21 protein-coding genes are annotated in these 22,800 nt (G+C 56.4%); 8 read left to right on the top strand and 13 right to left on the bottom strand.

What is annotated here, in order from left to right:
- Positions 1-30 precede the first annotated feature (30 nt).
- The 3 genes from rhtC to pldA are packed head-to-tail and all read right to left on the bottom strand — an operon-like array spanning position 31 to position 3,436.
- Entirely contained in the window at positions 31-657 is a 627-nt protein-coding gene (gene rhtC, locus AC6HVW_RS19895) for a threonine export protein RhtC (RefSeq protein WP_186486932.1), read from the bottom strand.
- Between the two features lie 12 nt (positions 658-669).
- Positions 670-2,502, bottom strand: coding sequence for an ATP-dependent DNA helicase RecQ (gene recQ / locus AC6HVW_RS19890; protein ID WP_186486933.1), 1,833 nt, complete (start codon positions 2,500-2,502; stop codon positions 670-672).
- A 55-nt stretch (positions 2,503-2,557) separates the two neighbouring features.
- Positions 2,558-3,436 (bottom strand): phospholipase A, encoded by an 879-nt coding sequence (pldA, locus tag AC6HVW_RS19885; protein ID WP_071681763.1) that lies wholly within the window; start codon positions 3,434-3,436, stop codon positions 2,558-2,560.
- 201 nt (positions 3,437-3,637) lie between these two features.
- Between pldA and AC6HVW_RS19880 the strand changes: the two genes are divergently transcribed.
- Together AC6HVW_RS19880 and rarD are read left to right on the top strand one after the other, a co-directional pair.
- A complete protein-coding gene (locus tag AC6HVW_RS19880) occupies positions 3,638-4,108 on the top strand; it encodes a thioesterase family protein (RefSeq protein ID WP_071681761.1) in 471 nt (156 codons plus the stop codon).
- Between the two features lie 101 nt (positions 4,109-4,209).
- Entirely contained in the window at positions 4,210-5,097 is an 888-nt protein-coding gene (rarD, locus tag AC6HVW_RS19875) for an EamA family transporter RarD (RefSeq protein WP_021807769.1), read from the top strand.
- Here rarD and AC6HVW_RS19870 read toward each other — a convergent pair.
- The 3 genes from AC6HVW_RS19870 to ysgD form a co-directional block, all read right to left on the bottom strand.
- Positions 5,089-6,150, bottom strand: a complete 1,062-nt coding sequence (locus tag AC6HVW_RS19870) for an AbrB family transcriptional regulator (protein WP_071681759.1) — start codon at positions 6,148-6,150, stop codon at positions 5,089-5,091. The two genes, rarD and AC6HVW_RS19870, sit on opposite strands and share 9 nt — an antisense overlap.
- Positions 6,151-6,282: 132 nt before the next feature.
- The gene (gene corA, locus AC6HVW_RS19865) at positions 6,283-7,233 is read right to left on the bottom strand and encodes a magnesium/cobalt transporter CorA (RefSeq protein WP_021807767.1); all 951 of its coding nucleotides are present in this window, start codon (positions 7,231-7,233) and stop codon (positions 6,283-6,285) included.
- Between the two features lie 166 nt (positions 7,234-7,399).
- Entirely contained in the window at positions 7,400-7,471 is a 72-nt protein-coding gene (gene ysgD / locus AC6HVW_RS19860) for a YsgD/CorL family protein (RefSeq protein WP_363136375.1), read from the bottom strand.
- A gap of 208 nt (positions 7,472-7,679) precedes the next feature.
- Between ysgD and AC6HVW_RS19855 the strand changes: the two genes are divergently transcribed.
- The gene (locus AC6HVW_RS19855; protein ID WP_024484664.1) at positions 7,680-8,153 is read left to right on the top strand and encodes a WbuC family cupin fold metalloprotein; all 474 of its coding nucleotides are present in this window, start codon (positions 7,680-7,682) and stop codon (positions 8,151-8,153) included.
- Positions 8,154-8,649: 496 nt separating this feature from the next.
- Here AC6HVW_RS19855 and uvrD read toward each other — a convergent pair whose 3' ends face one another.
- From uvrD to lptM, 6 genes are all read right to left on the bottom strand, one after another.
- Entirely contained in the window at positions 8,650-10,812 is a 2,163-nt protein-coding gene (gene uvrD, locus AC6HVW_RS19850) for a DNA helicase II (protein WP_021181533.1), read from the bottom strand.
- A gap of 77 nt (positions 10,813-10,889) precedes the next feature.
- Complete coding sequence (yigB, locus tag AC6HVW_RS19845; protein ID WP_071681753.1) at positions 10,890-11,606, bottom strand: 5-amino-6-(5-phospho-D-ribitylamino)uracil phosphatase YigB; 717 nt, start codon at positions 11,604-11,606, stop codon at positions 10,890-10,892.
- A complete protein-coding gene (gene xerC / locus AC6HVW_RS19840) occupies positions 11,606-12,517 on the bottom strand; it encodes a tyrosine recombinase XerC (protein WP_021807764.1) in 912 nt (303 codons plus the stop codon). Before xerC ends, yigB begins: the two co-directional genes overlap by 1 nt.
- Positions 12,514-13,218 carry a DUF484 domain-containing protein gene (locus AC6HVW_RS19835; protein ID WP_186486905.1) on the bottom strand — a complete coding sequence of 235 codons (705 nt, stop codon included), beginning with the start codon at positions 13,216-13,218 and terminating at the stop codon, positions 12,514-12,516. Before AC6HVW_RS19835 ends, xerC begins: the two co-directional genes overlap by 4 nt.
- Positions 13,215-14,039: a diaminopimelate epimerase gene (gene dapF / locus AC6HVW_RS19830; protein ID WP_021181537.1), complete on the bottom strand. Its 825-nt coding sequence runs from the start codon at positions 14,037-14,039 to the stop codon at positions 13,215-13,217. The genes AC6HVW_RS19835 and dapF overlap by 4 nt, the downstream gene beginning before the upstream one ends.
- 69 nt (positions 14,040-14,108) lie before the next feature.
- Positions 14,109-14,303 carry an LPS translocon maturation chaperone LptM gene (gene lptM, locus AC6HVW_RS19825; RefSeq protein ID WP_301178823.1) on the bottom strand — a complete coding sequence of 65 codons (195 nt, stop codon included), beginning with the start codon at positions 14,301-14,303 and terminating at the stop codon, positions 14,109-14,111.
- Positions 14,304-14,381: 78 nt separating this feature from the next.
- Between lptM and cyaY the strand changes: the two genes are divergently transcribed.
- Positions 14,382-14,702, top strand: a complete 321-nt coding sequence (gene cyaY / locus AC6HVW_RS19820) for an iron donor protein CyaY (RefSeq protein ID WP_021807760.1) — start codon at positions 14,382-14,384, stop codon at positions 14,700-14,702.
- 38 nt (positions 14,703-14,740) lie between these two features.
- Here cyaY and AC6HVW_RS19815 read toward each other — a convergent pair whose 3' ends face one another.
- Positions 14,741-17,299, bottom strand: coding sequence for a class I adenylate cyclase (locus tag AC6HVW_RS19815; protein WP_021181540.1), 2,559 nt, complete (start codon positions 17,297-17,299; stop codon positions 14,741-14,743).
- 314 nt (positions 17,300-17,613) lie between these two features.
- On the opposite strand from AC6HVW_RS19815, the gene hemC reads away from it, so the two are divergent.
- The 4 genes from hemC to hemY are packed head-to-tail and all read left to right on the top strand — an operon-like array spanning position 17,614 to position 21,636.
- The gene (hemC, locus tag AC6HVW_RS19810; protein ID WP_071681749.1) at positions 17,614-18,555 is read left to right on the top strand and encodes a hydroxymethylbilane synthase; all 942 of its coding nucleotides are present in this window, start codon (positions 17,614-17,616) and stop codon (positions 18,553-18,555) included.
- Positions 18,552-19,292 (top strand): uroporphyrinogen-III synthase, encoded by a 741-nt coding sequence (hemD, locus tag AC6HVW_RS19805; protein ID WP_071681747.1) that lies wholly within the window; start codon positions 18,552-18,554, stop codon positions 19,290-19,292. The genes hemC and hemD overlap by 4 nt, the downstream gene beginning before the upstream one ends.
- A gap of 22 nt (positions 19,293-19,314) precedes the next feature.
- Complete coding sequence (hemX, locus tag AC6HVW_RS19800; RefSeq protein WP_071681745.1) at positions 19,315-20,439, top strand: uroporphyrinogen-III C-methyltransferase; 1,125 nt, start codon at positions 19,315-19,317, stop codon at positions 20,437-20,439.
- 3 nt (positions 20,440-20,442) lie between these two features.
- Positions 20,443-21,636 carry a protoheme IX biogenesis protein HemY gene (gene hemY, locus AC6HVW_RS19795; protein ID WP_024484173.1) on the top strand — a complete coding sequence of 398 codons (1,194 nt, stop codon included), beginning with the start codon at positions 20,443-20,445 and terminating at the stop codon, positions 21,634-21,636.
- The last annotated feature ends 1,164 nt before the right edge of the window (positions 21,637-22,800 follow it).

Below are 22,800 nucleotides of genomic sequence, written 5' to 3'. Positions count from 1 at the left end.
ACCGGGCCGCAGGGGTCGGCCCGGTAATCATTAACGCGTGAAGATCAGATGCAGGCCAAAACCGGTGAACAACACCCCGGCCAGGCCATCGATCCATTTCGCCATCCGCTGATAGCCCCGGCGCATAGCGGGTAACGCAAAGATGATCGCCACCAGGGTGAACCAGATAAAGGTTTCACCGGTGATCAGAGCGAACAATCCCCAGCGCGCTCCGGCCCCCACATCCTCACAGACAAACAGCGAGAACACGCTACCGAAGTAGATAACGGCCTTGGGATTGGAAAGGTTGGTGAGCAAGCCACGGATAAAGCTGCGGCCCGGCTTGGGTAACGCCACCTTCACTTCTGCTGCCGGAGCAGTTAGCGCATTCTGGCTACGGGCGGAGCGCAGCAGTTGCCAGCCCATCCAGCACAGATACAGACCACCGCCCACCATGATGATCTGGTGCAGCCAGGCCATCTTTTGCAGGATCAGGTTCAACCCCAGCAGCGCCACACCGGCCCAGACCATGACGCCAAGGGAGATCCCCACCACGCCCATCATCGCCTCGCGACGGGAACGGCTGGCCGCGGTTTGCGACACAAAAAAGAAGTCCGGGCCTGGGCTCATCAAAGCAATGATATGCACCATCGCCACCGTTAAAAACAACATCAGCATGAGTGATTATCCTTATTCGTCGTCACCGTCGAGGTGAGCGCGGATCAGCGCCATAAATGGCGCACCAAAACGTTCCAGCTTACGCTGCCCCACGCCGTTGACGCTCAACAACTCGCTGGCCCTGATCGGCATCTGTTCGGCCATCTCCAGCAGCGTTGCGTCGTTGAACACCACGTACGGGGGGATGTTCTCTTCGTCGGCAATCGATTTACGCAGCTTGCGCAGTTTGGCAAACAGCTTGCGATCGTAATTGCCGCCGTAGGATTTCTGATTGGCGCTGCTGCGTACCTTGAAGCTCTGAATACGCGGCACCGCCAGCTGTAACACAACTTCGCCACGCAGCACCGGGCGCGCGGCTTCGGTCAGTTGCAATGCCGAATGCATCGCTATGTTCTGGGTGATAAAGCCCAGATGGATCAGTTGGCGCAGCACGCTGGTCCAGTGTTCGGTGGTCTGATCGCGGCCAATGCCGTACACCGGCAGCTTTTCATGACCAAACTCGCGGATACGCTGGTTATTGGAGCCGCGTAGCACCTCCACCACATAGCCAATGCCGAAGCGTTGCCCAACGCGGCCAATCGCCGAGAGCGCCTTGCGGGCATCCTCCAGGCCGTCATAACGCTTGGGCGGATCGAGGCAGATATCGCAGTTGCCACAGGCCTGCTGCTTGCCTTCCCCGAAGTAGTTCAGCAGCACCAGGCGGCGACAGGTTTGCGCTTCGGCAAATGCCCCCATGGCGTTGAGCTTATGGCGTTCGATATCCAACTGCTGCCCCGCCGGTTTCTCTTCCAGGCAACGGCGTAACCAGGCCATATCCGCCGGGTCATACAGCAGGATCGCTTCCGCTGGCAGGCCATCACGCCCTGCACGGCCAGTCTCCTGATAATAGGACTCTATGTTGCGCGGAATATCGAAGTGCACCACAAAACGGACGTTAGGTTTGTTGATGCCCATACCGAAGGCGACGGTAGCCACCACCACCTGCAAATCATCACGCTGGAAAGCCTCCTGCACCTGGGAGCGGCGTTCGTTGTCCAGCCCGGCGTGATAGGCCCCAACGCTCAATCCACGGCTTTGCAGACGTGCGGTGGTGTCTTCCACCTTGGCGCGGCTGTTGCAGTAAATAATGCCGCTTTTACCGCGCTGATCCTGCACGAAGCGCCAAAGTTGGTCGAGCGGCTTGAACTTCTCCACCAGCGTGTAGCGGATATTGGGGCGGTCGAAACTGCTGATCTGGATTAGCGGCTCGTCTAGCGCCAACAGGCGAACGATATCCCCCCGCGTGGCTTCATCGGCGGTGGCCGTCAATGCCACTACCGGCATGGTCGGGAAACGTTGCTTCAACTGGCCCAGTGCGCGGTATTCCGGGCGGAAGTCGTGGCCCCACTGGGAAATACAGTGCGCCTCGTCCACCGCCAGCATCACCGGCGGGCAGTGATCCAACAGTTCGAGGAAGCTGTCCATCATCAGCCGTTCAGGGGCGATATACAGCATCTTGATCTGGCCGCTGCGGCAACCTGCCATCACCTCAAGCTGCTGCTCGCGCGTTTGCGTCGAGTTATAGCAGGCGGCGGAAACGCCATAGACCAAGAGCTGATCGACCTGATCTTTCATCAAGGAAATCAGTGGGGATACCACCAGCGTCAGTCCATCCATCACCAGCGCCGGGATTTGATAGCACAGCGATTTACCCCCGCCGGTCGGCATCACCACCAGGCAATCCTGGCCGCCGATAATTGCGTTGATAATCGTTTGTTGACCCGGACGGAACTGCTGGTAGCCGAAGGTATCGCGTAATACCTGCTCTGCCAGCAACTCTCTGTTTATCACTGCTGCGGTTGACACACACTTCCCCATTTATCGCTATCACGGTGCCTGACTGACACCGTTATTACCTAAACTACATAATATCGTTAAGCATGACACCAACACCCAGCCGTGTCTGCTTGAAGTTGTAATCAATCATCGATTCGCCGTAGCCGCTGAACACCTGGGTATAGAAACGAACATGGCTGGTAATTGGGTAGCTCCAGCCCACCTGCGCGCCGCCATAACCGCTATTCCAGTTGTACTGGCCTTCGGCACTGAACACGCTTTCCCCCAAGGCATAGCCCACCGTCAGACGGTAATAGCCCATATACTTGGTGATATCCGGGTTATCGTCGTTGCTGTCTCTTTCCGAGAAGCGGAACCAGGGTTTGACCTCGACCTGCCAGTCGCCGTTCTGCGCCATCAGGCGTGCATAGCCACGGTTCCAGCTGCGTGAGGTAGGATCTTCACGGCCATTGGACTCATGATTCAGACCCACTTCGATATCACGCAGCGTCCAGCCAGCAAACTTATACGCCGTAGCCCAGCCGACAAAAATTTGCGGTTCGTAGTTGGTTTCACGGAACGGTGAGGATTCGTCATGGTTGGATAGCTGCCACCAGGACCGCTGGGTGTAAGACGCCCCCAGGACCGAGTTTTCGCCAGCAATGCCACGCCAGATCGGGAAGGCCAGGCTGAGCTGGAACTTCACCTCATCCTTACGGGCATTTTCCGCCCAGCTATAGGATTCGATCGCTTCTTTATTCAGATCGCTGGTGTCGGTATAGATTAGATAGTTCGTTTCATAAGGATACAGAGTGAACGGATTATCATAGTGTTGCAGCATGTTACCGATGATGCTGCCACGAACCGCCGGTTTATTCAGATTCTTTTGCTCGGTGGCCTCATCGGCCTGCACCACTACTGGCGCAAACAGCATCGCCATCACAATCCCAGACAGAACGCGCATAATTTTTTCACTCTCGAAAGATAAGGAAAAACCCGGAAATAAAAGCAGGCTATTTTACACACATTGCTGGTTTTACCGCACTAGTGAATACATTTATCTGCCAGGCCTGGAAAGCAACAAAAGATAAGCATAAAATCCACAAGTCATTAACCTGGACTGACCAGTATATCGGCTGGCAAAACTCAAATGAAGAAAGGAACTATGTCACACACAACTTTGACCCTCGAGGCCGCCCGCCAGAAGATAGGCGAAATCTTCGTCTATCACATGCCGTTTAACCGTGAATTGGGGCTGGAGCTTCGCCGCTTTGAGGATGACTACGTTGAATTGAGCTTTACCAACCAACCTAAGCTGGTGGGTAATGCCGCCCAGAAAATCCTGCATGGCGGCGTGATCGCTTCCGTACTGGATGTTGCCGCCGGGCTTGCGTGCGTTGGCAGCGTGCTGATGCGCCAGGACCCGTTGATCGAAGAAGAGCTGGCGGCCCGTCTATCGCGCATGGGGACAATCGATCTGCGCGTCGACTATCTGCGCCCAGGCCGCGGTGAACATTTCGTCGCGTCCGCCAGCGTACTGCGCAGCGGTAATAAAGTGGCAGTAGCCCGCGTTGAGCTGCACAACCACGATGGCTTACACATCGCCAGCGCCACCGCCACCTACCTGGTGGGCTAAGGTTGCCAGCCGGTTGTGCTCCACAAACCACACAATTGTGGGACACGGCCGGTTATCTTCAGTAAAATCACCGCATCTCCTTTTCCCACCCGGTAACCGTCATGGACGCACAACAAACGCGGCAGGGCATTTTCTTTGCTCTGGCCGCCTATTTTATTTGGGGTATCGCCCCCGCCTATTTCAAGCTGATCCAACAGGTCCCTGCCGATGAAATCCTCACCCACCGGGTGATCTGGTCGTTCTTCTTTATGCTGGGGCTGGTGTCATTGGGCCGCAACTGGCCGCAGGTGCGGGCCGCCTGTAAAAACCGCAAGCGGCTACTGCTGCTGGCCGTCACCGCGCTGCTGGTGGGAGGGAACTGGCTGCTGTTTATCTGGGCGGTGAATAACCACCATATGCTGGAGGCCAGCCTGGGCTATTTCATCAATCCACTGGTGAACGTGCTGCTGGGGATGCTGTTCCTGGGCGAGCGTTTCCGCCGTATGCAGTGGGTGGCCGTCGCCTTGGCCTTTACCGGGGTGTTGGTACAGCTGTGGCAGTTTGGTTCGCTGCCGATCATCGGACTTGGCCTGGCCTTCAGCTTTGCCTTCTACGGCCTGCTGCGCAAGAAGATTGCCATTGATGCACAAACCGGCATGCTGATCGAAACCCTGTGGCTGCTGCCGGTGGCCGCCATCTACCTGTTCCTGATTGCCGATAGCCCAACCAGCCATCTGAGCGCCAACCCCTGGTCGCTGAATTTACTGCTGGTTGCCGCCGGGGTGGTCACCACCGTTCCACTGCTGTTCTTTACCGCAGCGGCCACCCGTCTGCGCCTGTCGACGCTCGGGTTCTTCCAATACCTCGGGCCAACGTTGATGTTCCTGCTGGCAGTCACCTTCTACGGTGAGACCATCGGCCAGGATAAGCTGGTGACCTTTGGCTTTATCTGGGCGGCGTTGGTGTTGTTCCTGTTGGATGCCTTATACCAGCAACGAAAGCTACGTTGATTGTACAGGCTGGGCATGGTTAGAGATGAATCTGGCCATCGCCGGGCCGGTCAGCAAAATAGTAAACAGCCGCAGCGTCTGCATCGCCATCACAAAGGTCATATCAACCCGGCTGCCTGCGGCGATGATCGCCACGGTATCCAATCCGCCGGGGCTGGTGGCCAGATAGGCCGTCAGCAGATCGACCGGCAGGAACAGGGTCAACATCCACCCCAGCCCGCCGCAAAACAGCATCAGCGCGACAATCGAGACCACCATCTGCGGCAAGGTGCGCAATGCCAGCAGGAAGATGGCCCGGGTAAAACGCAGCCCGACGCTCCAGCCAATCAACGTGTAGGCCAACGCCAGCAGCCATTCGGGCACCTGTAATGCCATGATGCCAGTGGAATGTAATGCTGCCCCCGCGATCATTGGCAACATCAGCGCTCCGGAAGGAATGCGCAGGCGCGGTCCTAACCAAGAGCCGATAACGGCCACGGCCAAAGTACCGGCAAAGCGCCAGTCGAGGGCGGGGAACCACTCCAGAGCGGCGCTCCCCTGCCCAGCTTCATCTCCCAGGCCGATACGCGCCACGACCGCTGCCGCCGTCGCGACAAACAGCACGCGCAGATACTGCATAAACGCCACCAGCCGCACATCTGCACCGAAATCTCCCGCCATCGCTACCATCGCCGATGCGCCGCCAGGGGAAGATCCCCAGGCACCGGTAGGGCCGGGCAGACCACTGAAACGCACCAGGCACCAGCCGGAAACGCCGCTCGCCAACAGCGTCGCGATCAGCACCAGCAATACCAGCGGCCAGTCGTCCAGCAAGGGAGTAAGAATATTGGGTGAAAGGCTCTGGGCAATCATACAGCCCAAGATTGCCTGTGCCGCAATAAATAAGGGGCCAGGGATGCGCACCGAAGCGCCGAGCAGCCCCATCGCGACGCCGACAATCATTGGCCCCAGCAGCAAGGCGGCAGGAACATGAAAGGCCTGTAGACCAAACCCCAACACCAGCGAAGCCAGCAGCAGGATCAGCCATTGAATGACGCGTGGAAACTTCTCCATTAAGACGCATGCCTTACGAGCCGATAAGCAGTGGGGATATTCTACCCCGGTTTAACGGGCGAAAGCGGGGATCATTGAAGATAAAATGGGGCGGTGGTGTAGACCACCACCCGAAGCGTACGAGAGCCGGATTTAAAGCCAGTTCTTGCGTTTGAAGTAGAGATAAGGTGCCAGCCCTGCCACGATCATCAGTGCAATCGCCCCCGGGTAGCCGAACGACCAACGCAGCTCAGGCATAAACTCAAAGTTCATCCCATAGCTTGAGGCCACCAGCGTCGGCGGCAGGAACACTACCGATACCACCGAGAAGATCTTGATGATGCGGTTCTGTTCGATGTTGATAAAGCCCATCGCCGCCTGCATCAGGAAGTTGACCTTCTGGAACAGCGATTCGTTATGCGGCAGCAGGGATTCGATATCGCGCAGCACTTCCCGCGCCTGTTCCAGCTGGCTGGTTGGTAAACGCGCCTTGCGCACCAGAAAATTCAGCGCGCGTTGAGTATCCATCAGACACAGGCGCACCTTCCAGCCGATATCTTCCAGCTCGGCCAGCGTGGAAAGCGCTTCATCATATTCGTCGCCCTGGTGCCCTTCCATAATCACCCGGCTGAGCTTTTCCAGATCGCTGTAGACGTTTTCAATCTCGTCGGCCAACTGCTCAATTTTGGTTTCAAACAGATCCAGCAGCAGCTCGTAGGCGTTGCCGTCCACCATTCTTAGGCTGCGCGCACGCATCCGGTAAAGCCGGAAAGCGGGCAGTTCGCGTTCACGCAGGGTATACAGGCGGCCATCGCGGATGGTGAATGCCACGGTAGAGTTGCCCGCGTGATCTTCGGCATCTTCGTAGTAGAAAAAGGAGTGGATATGCAGGCCGTCATCGTCTTCGAAGAAACGGGCCGAGGCTTCGATATCATCCAGTTCGGGGCGTGTCGCCAGGCTTTGGCCCAACTCATTTTGCACGCGCTCGCGTTCGCCCTCCTCCGGCTCGACCAGGTCAACCCACAGCGACGAGGTCAAATCATCTGAGTCATCCAACTCAAGACGGGATAAGCGGCTGTTATCTAATTTAAAAGCGCTTAGCATGTGCCAAAACTCCCTAATGGTAACGGGGTAGACAACGCATTGAAGCACAGAAAGCGAGGGAAGTATGCAATACCGGCTCGTTCCAGACCATGAAGAGATCTGACTCGGAGCGACGCTGGGGAGGGTCGCCGACAACCACGAAGGGTATCAGCGCAATGGGATAGCCTTAGAAGTTGTACCTGGTGTCCAGGTCTGTGAGCCAGTATCTACTGGGTGTGTCCAAGGCGTGTGTCCTCATTGATATTCGTGCGCGCATGTTACGCCGAGAAGAAAAAGCCTGTCAACCGGTTAGGGTGGATAATAGCGCAACAATTCAGCACGCTCGTGGCTGGTTTGTAACACTCCCGCAACCTTGACCACGCCTGATGGAAAACCGCGTCGCGATCTCTGACCGCAGCCACGAATCTTGCTAAGATTAGCGCACAGAAATATTGCGGATTGACGACATGAAACAGATTACCGCCCACGACTTGACGACCATGAGCGAACAGGCAGCCACACTGCCACGCCTGCGTGCCCACCGTACCTTACATGAAGAGTTGAGCGATCCGGTGCAGCGCCTGGCAATTGCCATGGAGCCTGGCACCTATATTCGCCCACACCGCCACCCGCAGACCTGGGAGTTACTCACCCCGCTGCGTGGCCGTTTCGTGGTGCTACAGTTCAATGACGAAGGCGTGGTCACCCAACGTACCCTGCTAGGCGAAGAAACCAAGGTGCTGGAGATGCCGGCGTTTACCTGGCACGCCGTGCTGTCTGTAGATCCGGGTGGCGTGGTGTTTGAAGTGAAGCAGGGCCCTTATCAGGCGCTCGGCGAGGAAGACTGTATGCACTGGGCTCCGCCGGAAGGTGGCGAGGGGATCGAAGCAGTGATGCGCTGGTATGCGACGGCCAAAGTGGGCGATCGTTTCGCACACTGAACCCCTCACCCTAACCCTCTCCCAAAGGGCGAGGGGATCGATCGAGCTGGCCTGAAAGAACGGTGATACATCATGGACTTTTGTTGACTCACCTTAGGTGAAGGTAAACTCAATTTTTGCTGAGATTATCTTCTTACTTCCAACAGAGCAGGGGCTATCAGCTCCCTCTCCCAAAGGGCGAGGGGACCGATCGAGTTGGTCTGAAAAACGGTGATACATCATGGACTTTTGTTGACTCACCTTAGGTGAAGGTAAACTCAATTTTTGCTGAGATTATCTTCTTGCTTCCAACAGAGCAGGGGCTATCAGCTCCCTCTCCCAAAGGGCGAGGGGACCGATCGAGTTGGTCTGAAAAACGGTGATACATCATGGACTTTTGTTGACTCACCTTAGATGAAGGTAAACTCAATTTTTGCTGAGATTATCTTCTTGCTTCCAACAGAGCAGGGACTTTGAGCTCCCTCTCCCTGTGGGAGAGGGTTGGGGTGAGGGGATGTTACACCGTTTCCAGCTTGGCGTAGGCTGCTACCAGCCACTTGATGCCTTCACCCTGAAACGCGATCTGCAACCGGCTGTGTTCACCGCTGCCTTCCAGGTTGACGATGGTGCCCTCGCCAAACTTGGCATGGCGCACGCGCTGCCCAAGCTTGTAACCAGTGTCGTTTTCACTGATCGGCGTCCCCATCCGGCGGTGGCTCACCGAGCGGGAGACGCTGGCACGCAGGCGCACCTCTTCCACACAGTCTTCCGGGATCTCACCGATAAAGCGTGATGGCCGGTGATACACCTCTTTGCCATACAGGCGGCGGGTTTCCGCATAGGTCAGCGTCAATTTTTGCATTGCACGGGTCAGGCCAACATAGGCCAGGCGGCGCTCCTCTTCCAGGCGGCCACCTTCGTCCAGCGACATCTGGCTTGGGAACATGCCCTCTTCCATGCCGACGATAAACACCTGGCGGAACTCCAACCCTTTGGCCGAGTGCAGGGTCATCAGCTGCACCGCGTCCTGATAGGCATCTGCCTGCCCTTCCCCCGCTTCCAACGCGGCATGGGACAGGAAGGCCTGCAACGGCATCAGATCCTGATCTTCATCCTGGTAGCTGTATTGGCGCGTGGCCGTGACCAGTTCCTCAAGGTTTTCGATACGCGCCTGGCCCTTCTCGCCCTTTTCCTGCTCATACATGATAAACAGCCCGGAATCGCGGATCACCCGGTCGGTTTGCACATGCAACGGCATTTCGGCGGTTTCGTGGGCCAGTGAGTCCACCAGCTCCAGAAAACGCTGCAGGGAGGACGCTGCACGGCCCGCCAGCACCTTATCTTGCAGCAGCGCACGCGTAGCCTGCCACAGCGTCAGTTGACGGTCTCGTGCCGCCTGGCGCACCACATCGAGGGTACGATCGCCAATGCCGCGCGTTGGGGTATTCACAACGCGCTCAAAGGCCGCATCATCGTTACGGTTGGCGATCAGTCGCAGATAGGCCAGAGCATCCTTGATCTCCTGGCGTTCGAAGAAGCGCATGCCGCCGTAAATACGGTATGGCATGGCGGTTTGCAGCAAGGCCTCTTCCAGCACGCGCGATTGGGCGTTGCTGCGATACAGGATGGCACAGTCGTTCAGCGCGCCGCCGTTGTCCTGCCAGGCCTTGATGCGGTTAACCACAAAGCGGGCTTCATCCAGCTCGTTGAACGCACAGTAAATCGAGATCGGCTCACCTTCAGCCCCTTCGGTCCACAGGTTTTTGCCCATGCGCCCGTCGTTATTGGCGATCAGGGTGTTGGCAGCCTTCAGGATGGTGCTGGTCGAACGGTAGTTCTGCTCCAGACGCACCGTTTCTGCACCGGGAAAATCCTTCAGGAAACGCTGGATGTTTTCCACCTGCGCACCACGCCAGCCGTAGATCGACTGGTCATCATCCCCCACGATCATCACGTTGGCCTTACCCCCGGCCAGCATGTGTATCCAGGCGTACTGGATGCGGTTGGTGTCCTGGAATTCGTCCACCAGGATATTGGTGAAGCGCTCACGATAATGATTGAGGATATGTGGCTTGTTCAGCCACAGCTCATGAGCGCGCAGCAGCAATTCGGCAAAATCGACCAGCCCTGCACGATCGCAAGCCTCCTGATAAGCCTGATAGATCCGTAACCAGGTGGCTTCCACCGGGTTGCCGTAGCTTTCGATATGCTGTGGGCGTAGGCCATCGTCTTTCTTGCCGTTGATGTACCACATCGCCTGGCGCGGCGGCCATTGCTTCTCGTCAATGTTCAGCGCCCGCACTATACGTTTCAGGAGGCGCAGCTGGTCTTCACTATCCAGGATCTGGAAGTCCTGCGGCAGGTTGGCGTCCATATGATGAGCGCGCAGCAGGCGGTGTGCCAAGCCGTGGAAGGTGCCGATCCACATGCCGCCCTGGCTGGTGCCAATCAGGTGTTCGATACGGTGGCGCATCTCTGCCGCCGCCTTGTTGGTGAAGGTCACCGCCATGATGGAGTACGGTGAGCAGTTCTCCACCGCCAGTAGCCAGGCAATGCGATGCACCAGCACCCGGGTCTTGCCGCTGCCTGCACCGGCCAGCACCAACAGGTTGCTGCGTGGCGCAGCCACGGCTTCACGTTGTTTATCATTCATGCTGTCGAGCAGGTCGGAAACGTCCATAGGCACCATTGATTGGTAAAGGGAAAACCCGTTGCCACGCGCTTTCCACTGGGAATTTATACAGAGTTCTGCTGGGATTATAACAATGCTGTCAGCGATGCCAACTGCGAAATCTCAATATGTGGCAGCAGGCGGCTGTCAGCTACCTGCATCAGGCTCCGCTGACGGTCGTTGATCCAGCAGGCTTGCAGGCCCGAACGCAGCGCCCCGGCAACGTCGGTGGTCAGGTCATCCCCGACGTGTAGGATTTGTTCCGGTGCCACGCCCAACCTTTCCACCGCCAGTTGATACATATCCTGATAAGGCTTGGCGCGGCCATCTGGCCCGGAGCGCAGCACAAACTGGAAGTATTGCTCCAACCCGCACTGGGCCGGATCGGCATTGCCATTGGTGATCGCCACCAGCGGATAACGTTGCCCCAGCGCCCGCAAGGTCGCGTGAGTGGCTTCTGGCACATCGATCCGGCTACGCCACAGGGCAAAGTTCTGCATGGCGGCATCCGCACCGATGGACGCTTCAGCATTGCGCAGCCCCTGACGGCTCAACGCCAGGTGGACCGCCCGCCAGCGCCATTGGGTAACGTCGTGGTAAATCTCCGGATCCTGTTCACGCAGTTCCTGCCGCAAACGGTGGAAATCCGCCGACTGAAAGTGGCTCAATCCAGGATGGTAGTTCTGCAAAAAGGCCACCGACTCATGCTCGGTCTGCTTGATCACCGGACGGTTGTCATACAGCGTGTCGTCCAGATCGAAAGTCAGCGCGGCCAGTGGGCGTAACGGACGGTAAAAGTGCATCAGGATTTCCCTCGTTTGGCGCGTGGATGCGCGGCATCGTACACGTTCGCCAGATGTTGAAAGTCGAGGTGGGTATAAATTTGCGTGGTGGTCAGGTTGGCGTGCCCCAGCAACTCCTGCACCGCGCGCAGATCGCCGCTCGATTCCAGCATATGGGTGGCAAAAGAGTGGCGCAGCTTGTGCGGATGGATATGGCTGTTGACGCCCTGCTTGACGCCCCACTCGGCAAAACGTTTTTGCACGTTGCGCGCCGAGATGCGCTTGCCCTGATTGGAGAGGAACATGGCATCATCCTGCGGTGCAAACAGATCGCGCAGCGCCAGCCAGTGCTCCAGCCAGGTAACCGCCGTACGGCCTATCGGCAATTTACGTTCTTTGCTGCCTTTCCCCAGCACCCATATCTCACCGCCGCCCAGATCGACATGGCGGCAATCCAACCCCACCAGTTCGGCCAGACGCAGCCCGGCCCCGTACATCACTTCCAGCATCGCACGATCGCGAACCGCTAGCGGATCGTTGAGATCGATGTTCAGCAGTTGGTTCATTTCGTCGACGTCGATATTCTTCGGCAAATGACGGCCACTGCGCGGCGTGCGGATGCCTTTGGCGGGGTTGGCGCTTATCACGCCCTGGCCGACCAGCCAGTCCAGAAAACTGCGTAATGCGGAGAGGCGTAGCGCCAGGCTGGAAGACTGTAATCCGGCGCGCTTACTGCGGGCTGCCAGCTGACGCACTCTGGCGGCATCCAGCATCGGCCATTCGCTGATGCCCAGCTCGATTGCCATGGCGATCAACGCCTGCAGCTGGCGCGAATAGCTGATCTGAGTCAGTGGGCTGAGTTGCCGCTCCACCTTTAAATAACGCAGGAAAGCGTCCACCGGCGGTTGCAGGTTGGCCGCTACGCCGGTCATGCCCGTTCTATCCAGCGTTCCAACAGTTTTGGCAACATACGCGCCAACTGGCCGAGCATCACGGTGCCCATCCCCTGTTGATAATGTTGAGTATCGCGGCTGCTGAAGATCACCATGCCAAGATCGCCCTGATCCCCCAGCAATGACAGCGCCACGGAGCCAACCTGTTTGGCCTGCGGCAGCAACAGCAGCAGTTCGGGGCCATTGAGGTTGCCGAGGTAGTGATAGCGATCGCCCAGGCGTTGAATACGCAGCGGCTCAAACGCCGAGCGCGTCAGGCCAAGATGGGTGAAATCCGACGGTGCGCCAATATTCCAGCGATCGGCAAACAGGCGGATATTCGCCCCTGCCAGCCCAAACCCGCGCGCCCAACGCTGCAAGCGGTTGAGCATATCCTGCAGGCTGCTGGCGGTGGCCAGGTCAGCCTGTAGATGCAGCAGGCTGCCAAACAGCGATTCGTTGGCACTGGCCTGCTCCATCAGCAAGGTGATCTCTTCTTCCAACTGGGTGATTTGGTTGCGCTGACGCGCCAGATGCCATTCCACCAACGATACCGTGCCCCGCACCGGGTGAGGCACTCGCATCTGTTCAACCAGCCGTGCATTGCGCATAAAGAAGTCCGGATTCTGCATCAGAAATTGCATCACCGTGTCATCATCAAGCTCAACGCCCGTGGCTATCCGATCGTCAACCTGCTTCATAAGTGAATAAATCCGTCATAAACATGGGTGGCCGGGCCGGTCATAAATAACGGCTCCCCTGGCCCCTTCCAGCGAATATGCAGGCTACCGCCGGGCAGTTCGACATGCACCTCTTCCGCCAGTAGCTCTTGTTGAATGCCCACCGCCACGGCGGCACAGGCACCGCTGCCACAAGCCTGCGTTTCACCGGCACCGCGCTCATAAACCCGCAGTTTGATGTGCTCACGGCTCACCACCTGCATAAAGCCGATGTTGGCGCGTTCCGGAAAGCGATCGTGCCCTTCCAGTACCGGCCCCAGCAGTTCCACCTTGGCGGTTTTCACGTCGTCCACCTGCAACACACAATGTGGGTTACCCATTGAGACCACGCCGCACAGCACCGTATGTTCCGCCGCGCGCATGATGTAGGTTTTTTCCGCTTTGGTGGCGCGAAACGGCACGATCTGCGGATCGAAATTCGGCTCGCCCATATTGACGCACACCAGGTCATCATCGGTGACGCTAAGGATCATGCGCCCGGTCTGGGTGCTGACACGGATATCACGTTTGTTGGTCAAGCCTTTCAAGCGCACAAAGCGGGCAAAACAGCGGGCGCCGTTGCCGCACTGGGCCACTTCGCTACCGTCAGCATTGAAAATGCGGTAATGGAAATCGAGTTCGGGATCGTACGGCGGTTCTACCACCAGCATCTGGTCAAAACCCACGCCCAAATGCCGGTCGGCCAGGCGGCGGATCAGCTCAGGTGAAAAATAGACGTTCTGTGTAACGGCATCGACCACCATAAAGTCGTTGCCTAAACCGTGCATTTTGGAGAACTGCATATCATACTCCGCTATCTGGACGACGTACCGTCTGATATTTATGGTGGCATTAACCACCATAAAGGCTCATTACTGATTGCTCATCGACGGTTGCTGCTGAGTGCCAGCGGGTTCTTGTTGGTTTTTGCTAACGGTGCCAGCACTGGTTACCGGTTGCTCTGCCGGTTTGTCCTGCGGTGGAAAATACAGCGGGCCCTTCAGGCCACAGCCAGAGAGCCCAGCCAGCAAAACGGCCATCAGCGCATAGCGTAGTTGTTTTTTCATTTGCATTAATGCCTGTAATTCATGCGTCCAAGCTCACTATAATCGCAGGTGGATCATGAAAAGCAATAGGAATCGAATATGAACGATAGCGAGTTTCACCAGTTGGCCGACCAACTGATGCTGAATATTGAACAGACCCTAGACGATTTTGATGGTGATGCGGATATCGATTACGAAACCAACGGCGGGGTGATGACGCTAAGCTTCGAAAACGGCAGCAAGATTGTGATCAACCGTCAGGAGCCGCTGCACCAGGTGTGGCTGGCCACCAAGGCCGGTGGCTATCACTTTAGCTATCGTGACGAGAGCTGGCATTGCGATCGCAGCGGCCGGGAATTTTATGAGTTGCTGAGTGAGGCGGCCAGCACACAGTCCGGCGAGACGGTCAGTTTTAGCTGAGTTTTGCTGAGGGGCGCAAGCTACTGCGCCCTCAAGCATTAATGCAGCTGGAACTGTTGCTTCAGAGGCTGTGCGGCATTGCCGTCGGCGACCGAGATACACAGGTTCGACAGCGCATTGCTGCGGAAAGGGATCACCTGAGTACGGCCATCGATATGCACAATCTGATAGAACTGCGGCAGGTTGAAGTTGATAAAGCTGGAGCCGTAGGTAAAGCGATCGTGTGAGGAGGAATAGAAGCGGCTGACGTCACGCACCAACTCCTCTTTGCTCCCTTCACAGTGGTGATAAACCTCAACCCGGTTCGACTCATCCAGAATGTAAATATTGAAGCCTTTATCATCTGTGGTGTCTTCAAAGAAGAACTGGATGATCCCCTCGCTGGCAAAACCATCAACCACCGGTGGCAAATGCACCTGATCGGTTTCCACCTTGATCGACAGACCATGCAGTTTGTTGTTGGAGATCGCCCCGTAGAACTCCACGGCGTTTTCCAGCTTCTGCACCGACACGCTCAGGCGTTCGAAGAACAGGCCCCAGGTTTGCCCGGCCACTCGCACCGCTTTAAACCGGCCCGGCTCCAGGCGAGTGCTGGAAAGACGCAGCTCGATACACTCGGAAACCAGTTGTTGAATGCGGGTACGGATCAGGCCACGTAAGTGCTGGCTATAGCAGAACACCTCCACCGATTCCGGCGGTGCCGCATCCTGATGCATCTTGCCCAGAATGGTCTTCAACGCTTCAAGCACCGACTGCTCACCGCTGAAATGCAGGGTACGCACTTCGTTCCATGAGTTGCGATACAGCAGATCGATACTGCCAACCAGGCATTGTTGCTGCTGGCCAAAGCTGAACACGTCCAGCTTGCGGAAATCGAAATGCACCACCTGATTACGGAAGGCCGCCGTCGGGTCATTTTCCAGGTTGACGATAATTGCCAGATGGCGGATTTCGCACGGGCTGTAGAGCGCTTTCGGCGTTGGAGCGGCCAAGCGCAGCGGGAAATGGTGCGACACGTCGGTAACCAATTCCTGCAGTTTGGCGGTGTCGCAGATATTGCCACTCTTGATATGCAAGCGGGTGCGCGAAGTGAGCAGGCCGTTGAAATAGGCCCAGGCCACCAGCTTGTTTAGATAGCGGTTATATTCCAGCGGCTGATGGCTGACGATCGAGCTCATCTCCGGTGCCTGGTTATACAGGTACCAGCCGGTGCGGTTGGCGCGGCCAATCGGTACGTGAATAAAGGTCAGGTCGTTTTCTGACAGGTCGGGTGAAATTTGCGGGTTCACCAGCGTCACCTTACCCGGCAGTGCCTCGAAGGCCGCGTACAGTTTACGGGTCAATACCCCGATATCCTGCGGGCTGGCACTGACGCTGAGGTTGTTGCGCCGAGCGAAGCGGATCAGGTTGCGATAGCTTTGCATCATCGCATCCAGCAGTTCGTTATGGGCTTCGCGCACCCGTTCGATCTTCCAGTTAGCCCGGTTATCGAGGATCTCCAACCGCTCTTCGTCCCAGCCCCACTCACTGACCAGTTGGCTGAGGATTTCCCGCCGCCAGCCGATAGTGGCGTTGTTGGACTGTGACAGCTTCTCGCAGACCTTCAGATAGAAGCAGCGGCGAACCAGGTCAAGGCGGGTGGTATCGTTGATTTCAGTCAGATAGTGGGTGACGCGCTCGAGCATCATGCAATAGGCATCAAGGCCAAAGCAGACGATCTCCCCCTGGTGCAGACGATGTTTGATCCCCATCGCCAGCAACTGAGTTTTCGGGTATTCCCATGAATAGGCTTCGAGCAGCAGCGTTTTCAGCACCGCCTTGTAGGGCGAATCAATGCTCTTATACAGCTGCCACAGGCTTGCACCGAAGTACTCTTCGGCAGAGAGCGTGCTCAATCCGCCGAGATCCAGCCACTCATTTGGGGTTAATACCCCCTGGGAATAGAGCGAAAGCACATATTCATCGTAATGCGCTTCCTCTTCGCCCGGCACCATGTTCCACAGGATACGTTTCCCTGCCAGGCGCACGGCCGTGCGGTAGAACTCATCAAGCAACAGAATATGTTGGGTTGAGCCGCAGTCTTCACCGCCCAGGCTGCCGCTTTCATTATGGCGGAAGCGGTTTTCGTCGATCAGGAAGAAGCTGACTTCCACCCCCATCGAGGCAGCCCATTTCTCCAACAGGCTGCATTTTTGCTGCAGGCGGCTGCGTTCTTCGTTGTCTAGCCAGGATTGGTGGCAGACCCAGATATCCAGATCCGAGGTGCAGCTCTGGCCGATCGAGGAGGTGCTGCCCATGGAATAAAGCGCCGTAATCGGCAGTTCGCCCGTGGCCATTTTTTCAAACGGGCTGCCCCATTTGTCTTCTAAATCATTGAGATAAGCTTGTTGGGTTTCATCAGGCGTGTAGATACAGATGCCATGGGGAACGTTACCGTTGAGGTAGCCCGGCATCAGTGGATGATGGTGGTGCAATAAGGTAGGCAGCAGACTGTAGACCCGTTGGAACGCGGGCTTCATGGCCGCCAGGGCACGATCGACACGTAGTTGGTTGATCGCATCCAGTCTTTGTTTCAGTGTCTCGATGTAGAGGTACAAGACGTCTCGCCTGATTATCCCGATGCTTGAAAAAAACCCGTATTCCCGCTGCGTCTTTAGTTTAGAAGAATTTTTGACGACTTATTGCTGGAAACGTGATCAATCTAACACCTTGCTGATTGACCGTAAAGGAGGTAAAGCGACACACTTATCCTAGCGCTTCTATAAATGATTTACCCGCAGTGTGAACTGCCACCAACTTCCCCTCACGCCCCTTTGATTCCGTTGTCCTTTCTCCGCCTGTGGCTTCTTGCACTGACAGTTTTGATCCTCAGTGGTAGGATGGACGGCGAATTATAAAAACGGTAACCAGCATGTTAGACAAAATTATTCGAATTGCCACCCGTCAGAGCCCACTTGCCCTATGGCAGGCACACTACGTTCAGCAGCGTCTGATGGCTAGCCACCCTGGCCTGCAGGTGGAACTGGTGCCTATGGTCACGCGCGGAGACATCATTCTGGATACGCCGCTGGCCAAGGTTGGCGGTAAGGGGCTGTTCGTCAAAGAACTTGAGCTGGCTCTGCTGGAAGGCCGGGCAGACATTGCCGTGCACTCGATGAAAGACGTCCCCGTCGACTTCCCCGCTGGCTTGGGGCTGGTCACCATCTGTGAACGTGACGACCCGCGTGACGCTTTCGTCTCCAATAACTTTGCCTCACTCGATCAACTGCCGCTAGGCAGCGTGGTCGGTACCTCCAGTCTGCGCCGTCAATGCCAGCTGCGTCGCCGTCGTCCGGACCTGATCGTGCGCGATCTGCGTGGCAACGTCGGCACAAGGTTGGGTAAACTGGATAACGGCGATTACGACGCCATTATTCTGGCCGTGGCCGGGCTAAAACGCCTGGGTCTGGAACAGCGTATCCGTTCCCCGTTAAGCCCCGAAGAATCCTTGCCTGCGGTCGGCCAGGGTGCGGTGGGTATCGAATGCCGCCTTGACGATGATGTCACCCGCGCCTTACTGGCTCCGCTCAACCATCGCGAAACCGAAATTCGTGTCCGCGCAGAACGGGCGATGAACACCCGCCTGGAAGGCGGATGCCAGGTTCCTATCGGAAGCTATGCCGAACTGACAGGCGATGAGCTGTGGTTACGTGCGCTGGTCGGGGCCCCCGACGGCAGCCAGATGGTTTGCGGTGAACGCCGTGGCCCATCAGCACAGGCAGAGCAAATGGGTGTAGAACTGGCAGAAGAACTGTTAGCTGCCGGTGCCCGTGAGATCCTGCATGATGTTTATCAGGGAAATCCTCCTGCATGACTATTCTGGTAACCCGCCCTTCTCCCGCCGGGGAACAACTGGTGAGCCGCCTGCGCGCACTTGGCCGGGTTGCCTTTCACGCGCCGCTGATCGACTTCGCCCCCGGTAACGATCTTATCCGCTTACCTCAGGGGCTGGCAGAGTTGCAGGCGGGCGACCTGGTGTTTGCCCTGTCGCAGCACGCCGTCAGCTATGCCAGTTCGGTCATCAATCGTGCCGGGCTTCAATGGCCTGGCCAGTTGTCCTATTATGCTATTGGCCGCACCACCGCACTGGCAATGCATCGCATCAGCAGCCTGCCGGTAGACTATCCGCGTGAGCGTGAAATCAGCGAAATGCTGCTGCTGCTGCCCGCGTTGCAACAGCTCACCGGTAAACGAGCGTTGATCATGCGGGGCAACGGCGGCCGCGAGCTGCTAGGCGAGACGCTGGCTGAGCGGGGTGCAGTGGTAAGCTATTATGAATGTTATCAACGCAGCCCGGTGCACTATGATGGCAGTGAGCAAAGCGCCCACTGGCAACGCGCCGGTATCAATACGCTGGTAGTGACCAGCGGCGAAATGTTACAACAGCTCTATACTTTAGTTCCTGATTACTATCGCTCTTCGTGGCTGTTACGTTGCCGCCTGATAGTGGTCAGTGAACGTCTTGCTACCCTTGCCCAGGAGCTGGGTTGGAGCAAGATTCGGGTAGCTGAAAACGCAGATAATGACGCGCTGATCCGCGCGCTACAATAACCTGACTATGGGATGTGCCACTATGACGGAACAAAACACTCCATCCGCCGCGGTTGAAGAATCAAACCCAGCGGTTGAGAGCCCCCAGCAGCCAGCCGCTGACCACCGGAAAGGCAAGAACACCGGCCCGGTATTGGGTGCGATTGCCATCGTGCTGGTCATCGCTCTGGGTGCTGGCGGCTATTATCACACGCACCAGCAGGCTCAGACATTGATCGCCGCCAACCAGGCCTTACAGCAACAGTTGGCCGAGCTTAAACAAAGCCAGCAGCAGGAAAAGAGCGCGCTGGAAGGCTTGCTGCAACAGCAGGGTAAAACGCTGGAGGCCACCGATCGCGAGCAAACCTCGCTGGTGCGTCAGCTCAATGAACTGCAAGATAAGGTTGCCACCATTTCCGGCAGCGATGCCAAAACCTGGTTGCTGGCACAGGCGGACTTCCTGGTGAAAATGGCAGGCCGCAAACTGTGGAGCGATCAGGATGTCACCACCGCGGCTGCGCTGCTGAAAAGCGCCGACGCTAGCCTGGCAGAGATGAACGATCCTAGCCTGATCGATATTCGCCGCGCCATCACCGAAGATGTCAGCACCCTTTCCGCCGTGGCGCAGATAGATTTTGACGGCATCATCCTGAAGGTCAACCAGCTGTCCAATCAGGTCGACGACCTGCGTCTGGCGGATAACAACCGTGACGAACGGCCAATGGATGAAGACGACGGCGAGCTGTCCAGTTCGTTGAGCGAATGGCGTCAAAACCTGACCAAGAGCTGGCACAACTTTATGGCGGACTTTATTACCGTCCGCCGTCGTGATAGCAGTGCTGAACCGCTGCTGGCGCCGAATCAGGATGTTTACCTGCGTGAGAATATCCGTTCGCGCCTGCTGGTTGCCGCACAGGCTATCCCTCGTCATCAGAACGAAGTGTATAAACAGTCGCTGGAAACGGTATCAACCTGGGTACGCGCCTACTTCGATACCACCGATCCGGCTACCAAGGCGTTTCTGGAAGAGTTGGACAACCTGAGCCAGCAATCGATCTCCATGGACGTACCGGGCCAGTTGAAAAGCCAGCCGATGCTGGAAAAACTGATGCAGACCCGGGTACGTAATCTGTTGGCCCAGGCCCCTGCCACTCACCAGGAGGGATAAGCCATGTTACGCGTGTTATTCCTGTTTCTGGTGCTGATTGCCAGCCTGGTGCTGGGGCCGATGCTGGCCGGGCACCAAGGCTATGTGCTGATCCAGACCGACAATTACAACGTCGAAACCAGCGTCACCGGTCTGGTGATTATGGCGGTGCTGCTGTTCCTGGCGCTGTTTGTCATCGAATGGATCCTGCGCCGCGTCTTCCGCACTGGCGCGCGCACCCGTGGCTGGTTCCTTGGCCGCAAACGCAGCCGCGCCCGTAAGCAAACCAAAGCGGCGCTGATCAAACTGGCGGAAGGGGATTACAAGCAGGTAGAGAAACTGCTGACCCGCAATGCCGATCATGCCGAGCAACCGGTGGTGAACTACCTGCTGGCGGCGGAAGCTGCGCAGCAACGTGGCGATGGCTTCCGCACCAATCAGTATCTGGAGCGTGCCGCAGAGGCTGCCGATACCGATCAGTTGCCGGTAGACATTACCCGCGTGCGTATTCAGTTGGCTCAGGGTGAAGCCCATGCGGCACGGCACGGCGTCGATAGCTTGCTGAATCAGGCACCGCGTCACCCGGAAGTGCTGCGGCTGGCGGAGCAGGCCTATCTGCGCACCGGAGCTTATGCCTCACTGCTGGAAATTCTGCCTTCGATGAGCAAAATCAACCTGCACAGCGAAGAAGAGCTACAGGCTTTACAGCAACAGGCCTATATCGGCCTGATGAATCAGGCCATGGCCGATGAAGGCAGTGAAGGATTAAAACGCTGGTGGAAAGATCAGAGCCGTAAAATCCGCCACGAAATCCCGCTACAGGTAGCGATGGTGGAACATCTTATTGAGTGTAATGACCATGAACTGGCACAAAGCATTGTGCTGGACGGTCTGAAGCGCCAATACGACGAACGGTTGGTGTTGTTGATCCCACGTATCAAGTCTGGCAACCCGGAGCAGTTGGAGAAAGCGTTACGCCAACAGATCAAGCAGCATGGCGCGACGCCGTTGCTTAACAGCACGCTGGGTCAGTTACTGATGAAGCACGGTGAATGGCAGCAAGCCAGTGATGCGTTCCATGCAGCACTGCAACAGCGGCCAGATGCCTACGACTACGCCTGGTTGGCAGATGCGTTGGATAAGCTGCACCGCAGCGACGAAGCCACACAGATGCGCCGTGAAGGGCTGATGTTAACGCTTAAGCAAAACGGCGAGTAACCTCCCCGGTTGGCTTGTCAGGGCTCAGCATGCCGTGCTGGGCCCTTTTTTTGCCTGAAACTTTCCTTGGGGCAAAAAAAAACACTTGCCGCGAGACAAGTGTATAAAAGAAGCAATCAGGTCTAGGACAACTGGGGTGGTGCCTCACTCAACGTTTTGCCCGGTGTGTGATGAAGCCGTTGCAAGCAACCCTTTCATCGTTCAGGTGGGCAATAGGCACCCTAAAATCGGCTCTGCATCATTCCTGGGTTTATGAGGCCTAAGGCGAACATAAGAAGTGGAATGAGCATCTACGATAGAGATATTGCACTTGGCGTGCCAACTTTTAACTACTGAGTGCCAACAGGCAAAAAATTAACTCATCATTTTGAATTTAAAAGATTTAAAATCATCTCCATTGACCCCTCTGATTTTTCCCTCCCGTTCGCTGCAATTTGCCCCTCTACGGATCCTGTCGCCTTAAAACGACGGGTTAATGAGAAGTCTTTTTTATTGATTAAAATCATCATGTTAAATGTCTCAAACTGACGACAACAGGCATGCCCATACAGGACAAAAGGAGACAGGTTGAAATTTCGTAGGGTTTGCCAAGATAACGCCGCTCGATAAAACGACTCACGGTAAAATAAAACGTCGGTTTAATATTTTTGTGATATTCATCACAAAATACTTGATCGCTTTGCCGGCCAGGTGTAGCCTGTTTGTGTGACGTGAATCACACTATTAATCACTCTCTGGGGACTACCACTATGAAACTGATCAACAAAATCATCACCGCTTTCAACAACGTAGACTTCTCATTCGGCACCATCAATCTCTGATTGCCGACGTAACGCCTGCCTGAAATAAAACGACTGTTATCTGGGGCAAGAACGGCATGATGCCGATATGCTCCAGAAGTCGTGGCGTTGTTTATCCTCCATTTTTGCACCCTGCCATTTTTCCAGCGCTTATCTCTGCTTCCTTTTGATCATTTCCTTGTAAGGCCAGCTCTAAAGTTGTCTGCTTCCCCTCACCCCAACCCTCTCCCACAGGGAGAGGGAGCTGCCCTGAGCCCTTGATTAGCCCGTACCGCTTCGGAAAGTGATGAGTAAGAAGAAAGGCCGGGCATTACGCAGAGAAATCAACGAACTCGATCGATCCCCAAGTCTGGAGTGCCCGATT

This window comes from Serratia sp. NCCP-200 (assembly GCF_059697885.1).
Note: the sequence above shows the minus strand (reverse complement) of the source record. Positions and strands in the feature narration are given on the sequence as shown.

Bases quoted from the DNA above. Each gene is read 5' to 3' on its own strand.
- rhtC (WP_186486932.1), bottom strand. From the start codon at position 657: ATGCTGATGTTGTTTTTAACGGTGGCGATGGTGCATATCATTGCTTTG.
- pldA (WP_071681763.1), bottom strand. From the start codon at position 3,436: ATGCGCGTTCTGTCTGGGATTGTGATGGCGATGCTGTTTGCGCCAGTA.
- AC6HVW_RS19880 (WP_071681761.1), top strand. From the start codon at position 3,638: ATGTCACACACAACTTTGACCCTCGAGGCCGCCCGCCAGAAGATAGGC.
- rarD (WP_021807769.1), top strand. From the start codon at position 4,210: ATGGACGCACAACAAACGCGGCAGGGCATTTTCTTTGCTCTGGCCGCC.
- AC6HVW_RS19870 (WP_071681759.1), bottom strand. From the start codon at position 6,150: ATGGAGAAGTTTCCACGCGTCATTCAATGGCTGATCCTGCTGCTGGCT.
- corA (WP_021807767.1), bottom strand. From the start codon at position 7,233: ATGCTAAGCGCTTTTAAATTAGATAACAGCCGCTTATCCCGTCTTGAG.
- AC6HVW_RS19855 (WP_024484664.1), top strand. From the start codon at position 7,680: ATGAAACAGATTACCGCCCACGACTTGACGACCATGAGCGAACAGGCA.
- uvrD (WP_021181533.1), bottom strand. From the start codon at position 10,812: ATGGACGTTTCCGACCTGCTCGACAGCATGAATGATAAACAACGTGAA.
- yigB (WP_071681753.1), bottom strand. From the start codon at position 11,606: ATGCACTTTTACCGTCCGTTACGCCCACTGGCCGCGCTGACTTTCGAT.
- xerC (WP_021807764.1), bottom strand. From the start codon at position 12,517: ATGACCGGCGTAGCGGCCAACCTGCAACCGCCGGTGGACGCTTTCCTG.
- AC6HVW_RS19835 (WP_186486905.1), bottom strand. From the start codon at position 13,218: ATGAAGCAGGTTGACGATCGGATAGCCACGGGCGTTGAGCTTGATGAT.
- dapF (WP_021181537.1), bottom strand. From the start codon at position 14,039: ATGCAGTTCTCCAAAATGCACGGTTTAGGCAACGACTTTATGGTGGTC.
- lptM (WP_301178823.1), bottom strand. From the start codon at position 14,303: ATGAAAAAACAACTACGCTATGCGCTGATGGCCGTTTTGCTGGCTGGG.
- cyaY (WP_021807760.1), top strand. From the start codon at position 14,382: ATGAACGATAGCGAGTTTCACCAGTTGGCCGACCAACTGATGCTGAAT.
- hemC (WP_071681749.1), top strand. From the start codon at position 17,614: ATGTTAGACAAAATTATTCGAATTGCCACCCGTCAGAGCCCACTTGCC.
- hemD (WP_071681747.1), top strand. From the start codon at position 18,552: ATGACTATTCTGGTAACCCGCCCTTCTCCCGCCGGGGAACAACTGGTG.
- hemX (WP_071681745.1), top strand. From the start codon at position 19,315: ATGACGGAACAAAACACTCCATCCGCCGCGGTTGAAGAATCAAACCCA.
- hemY (WP_024484173.1), top strand. From the start codon at position 20,443: ATGTTACGCGTGTTATTCCTGTTTCTGGTGCTGATTGCCAGCCTGGTG.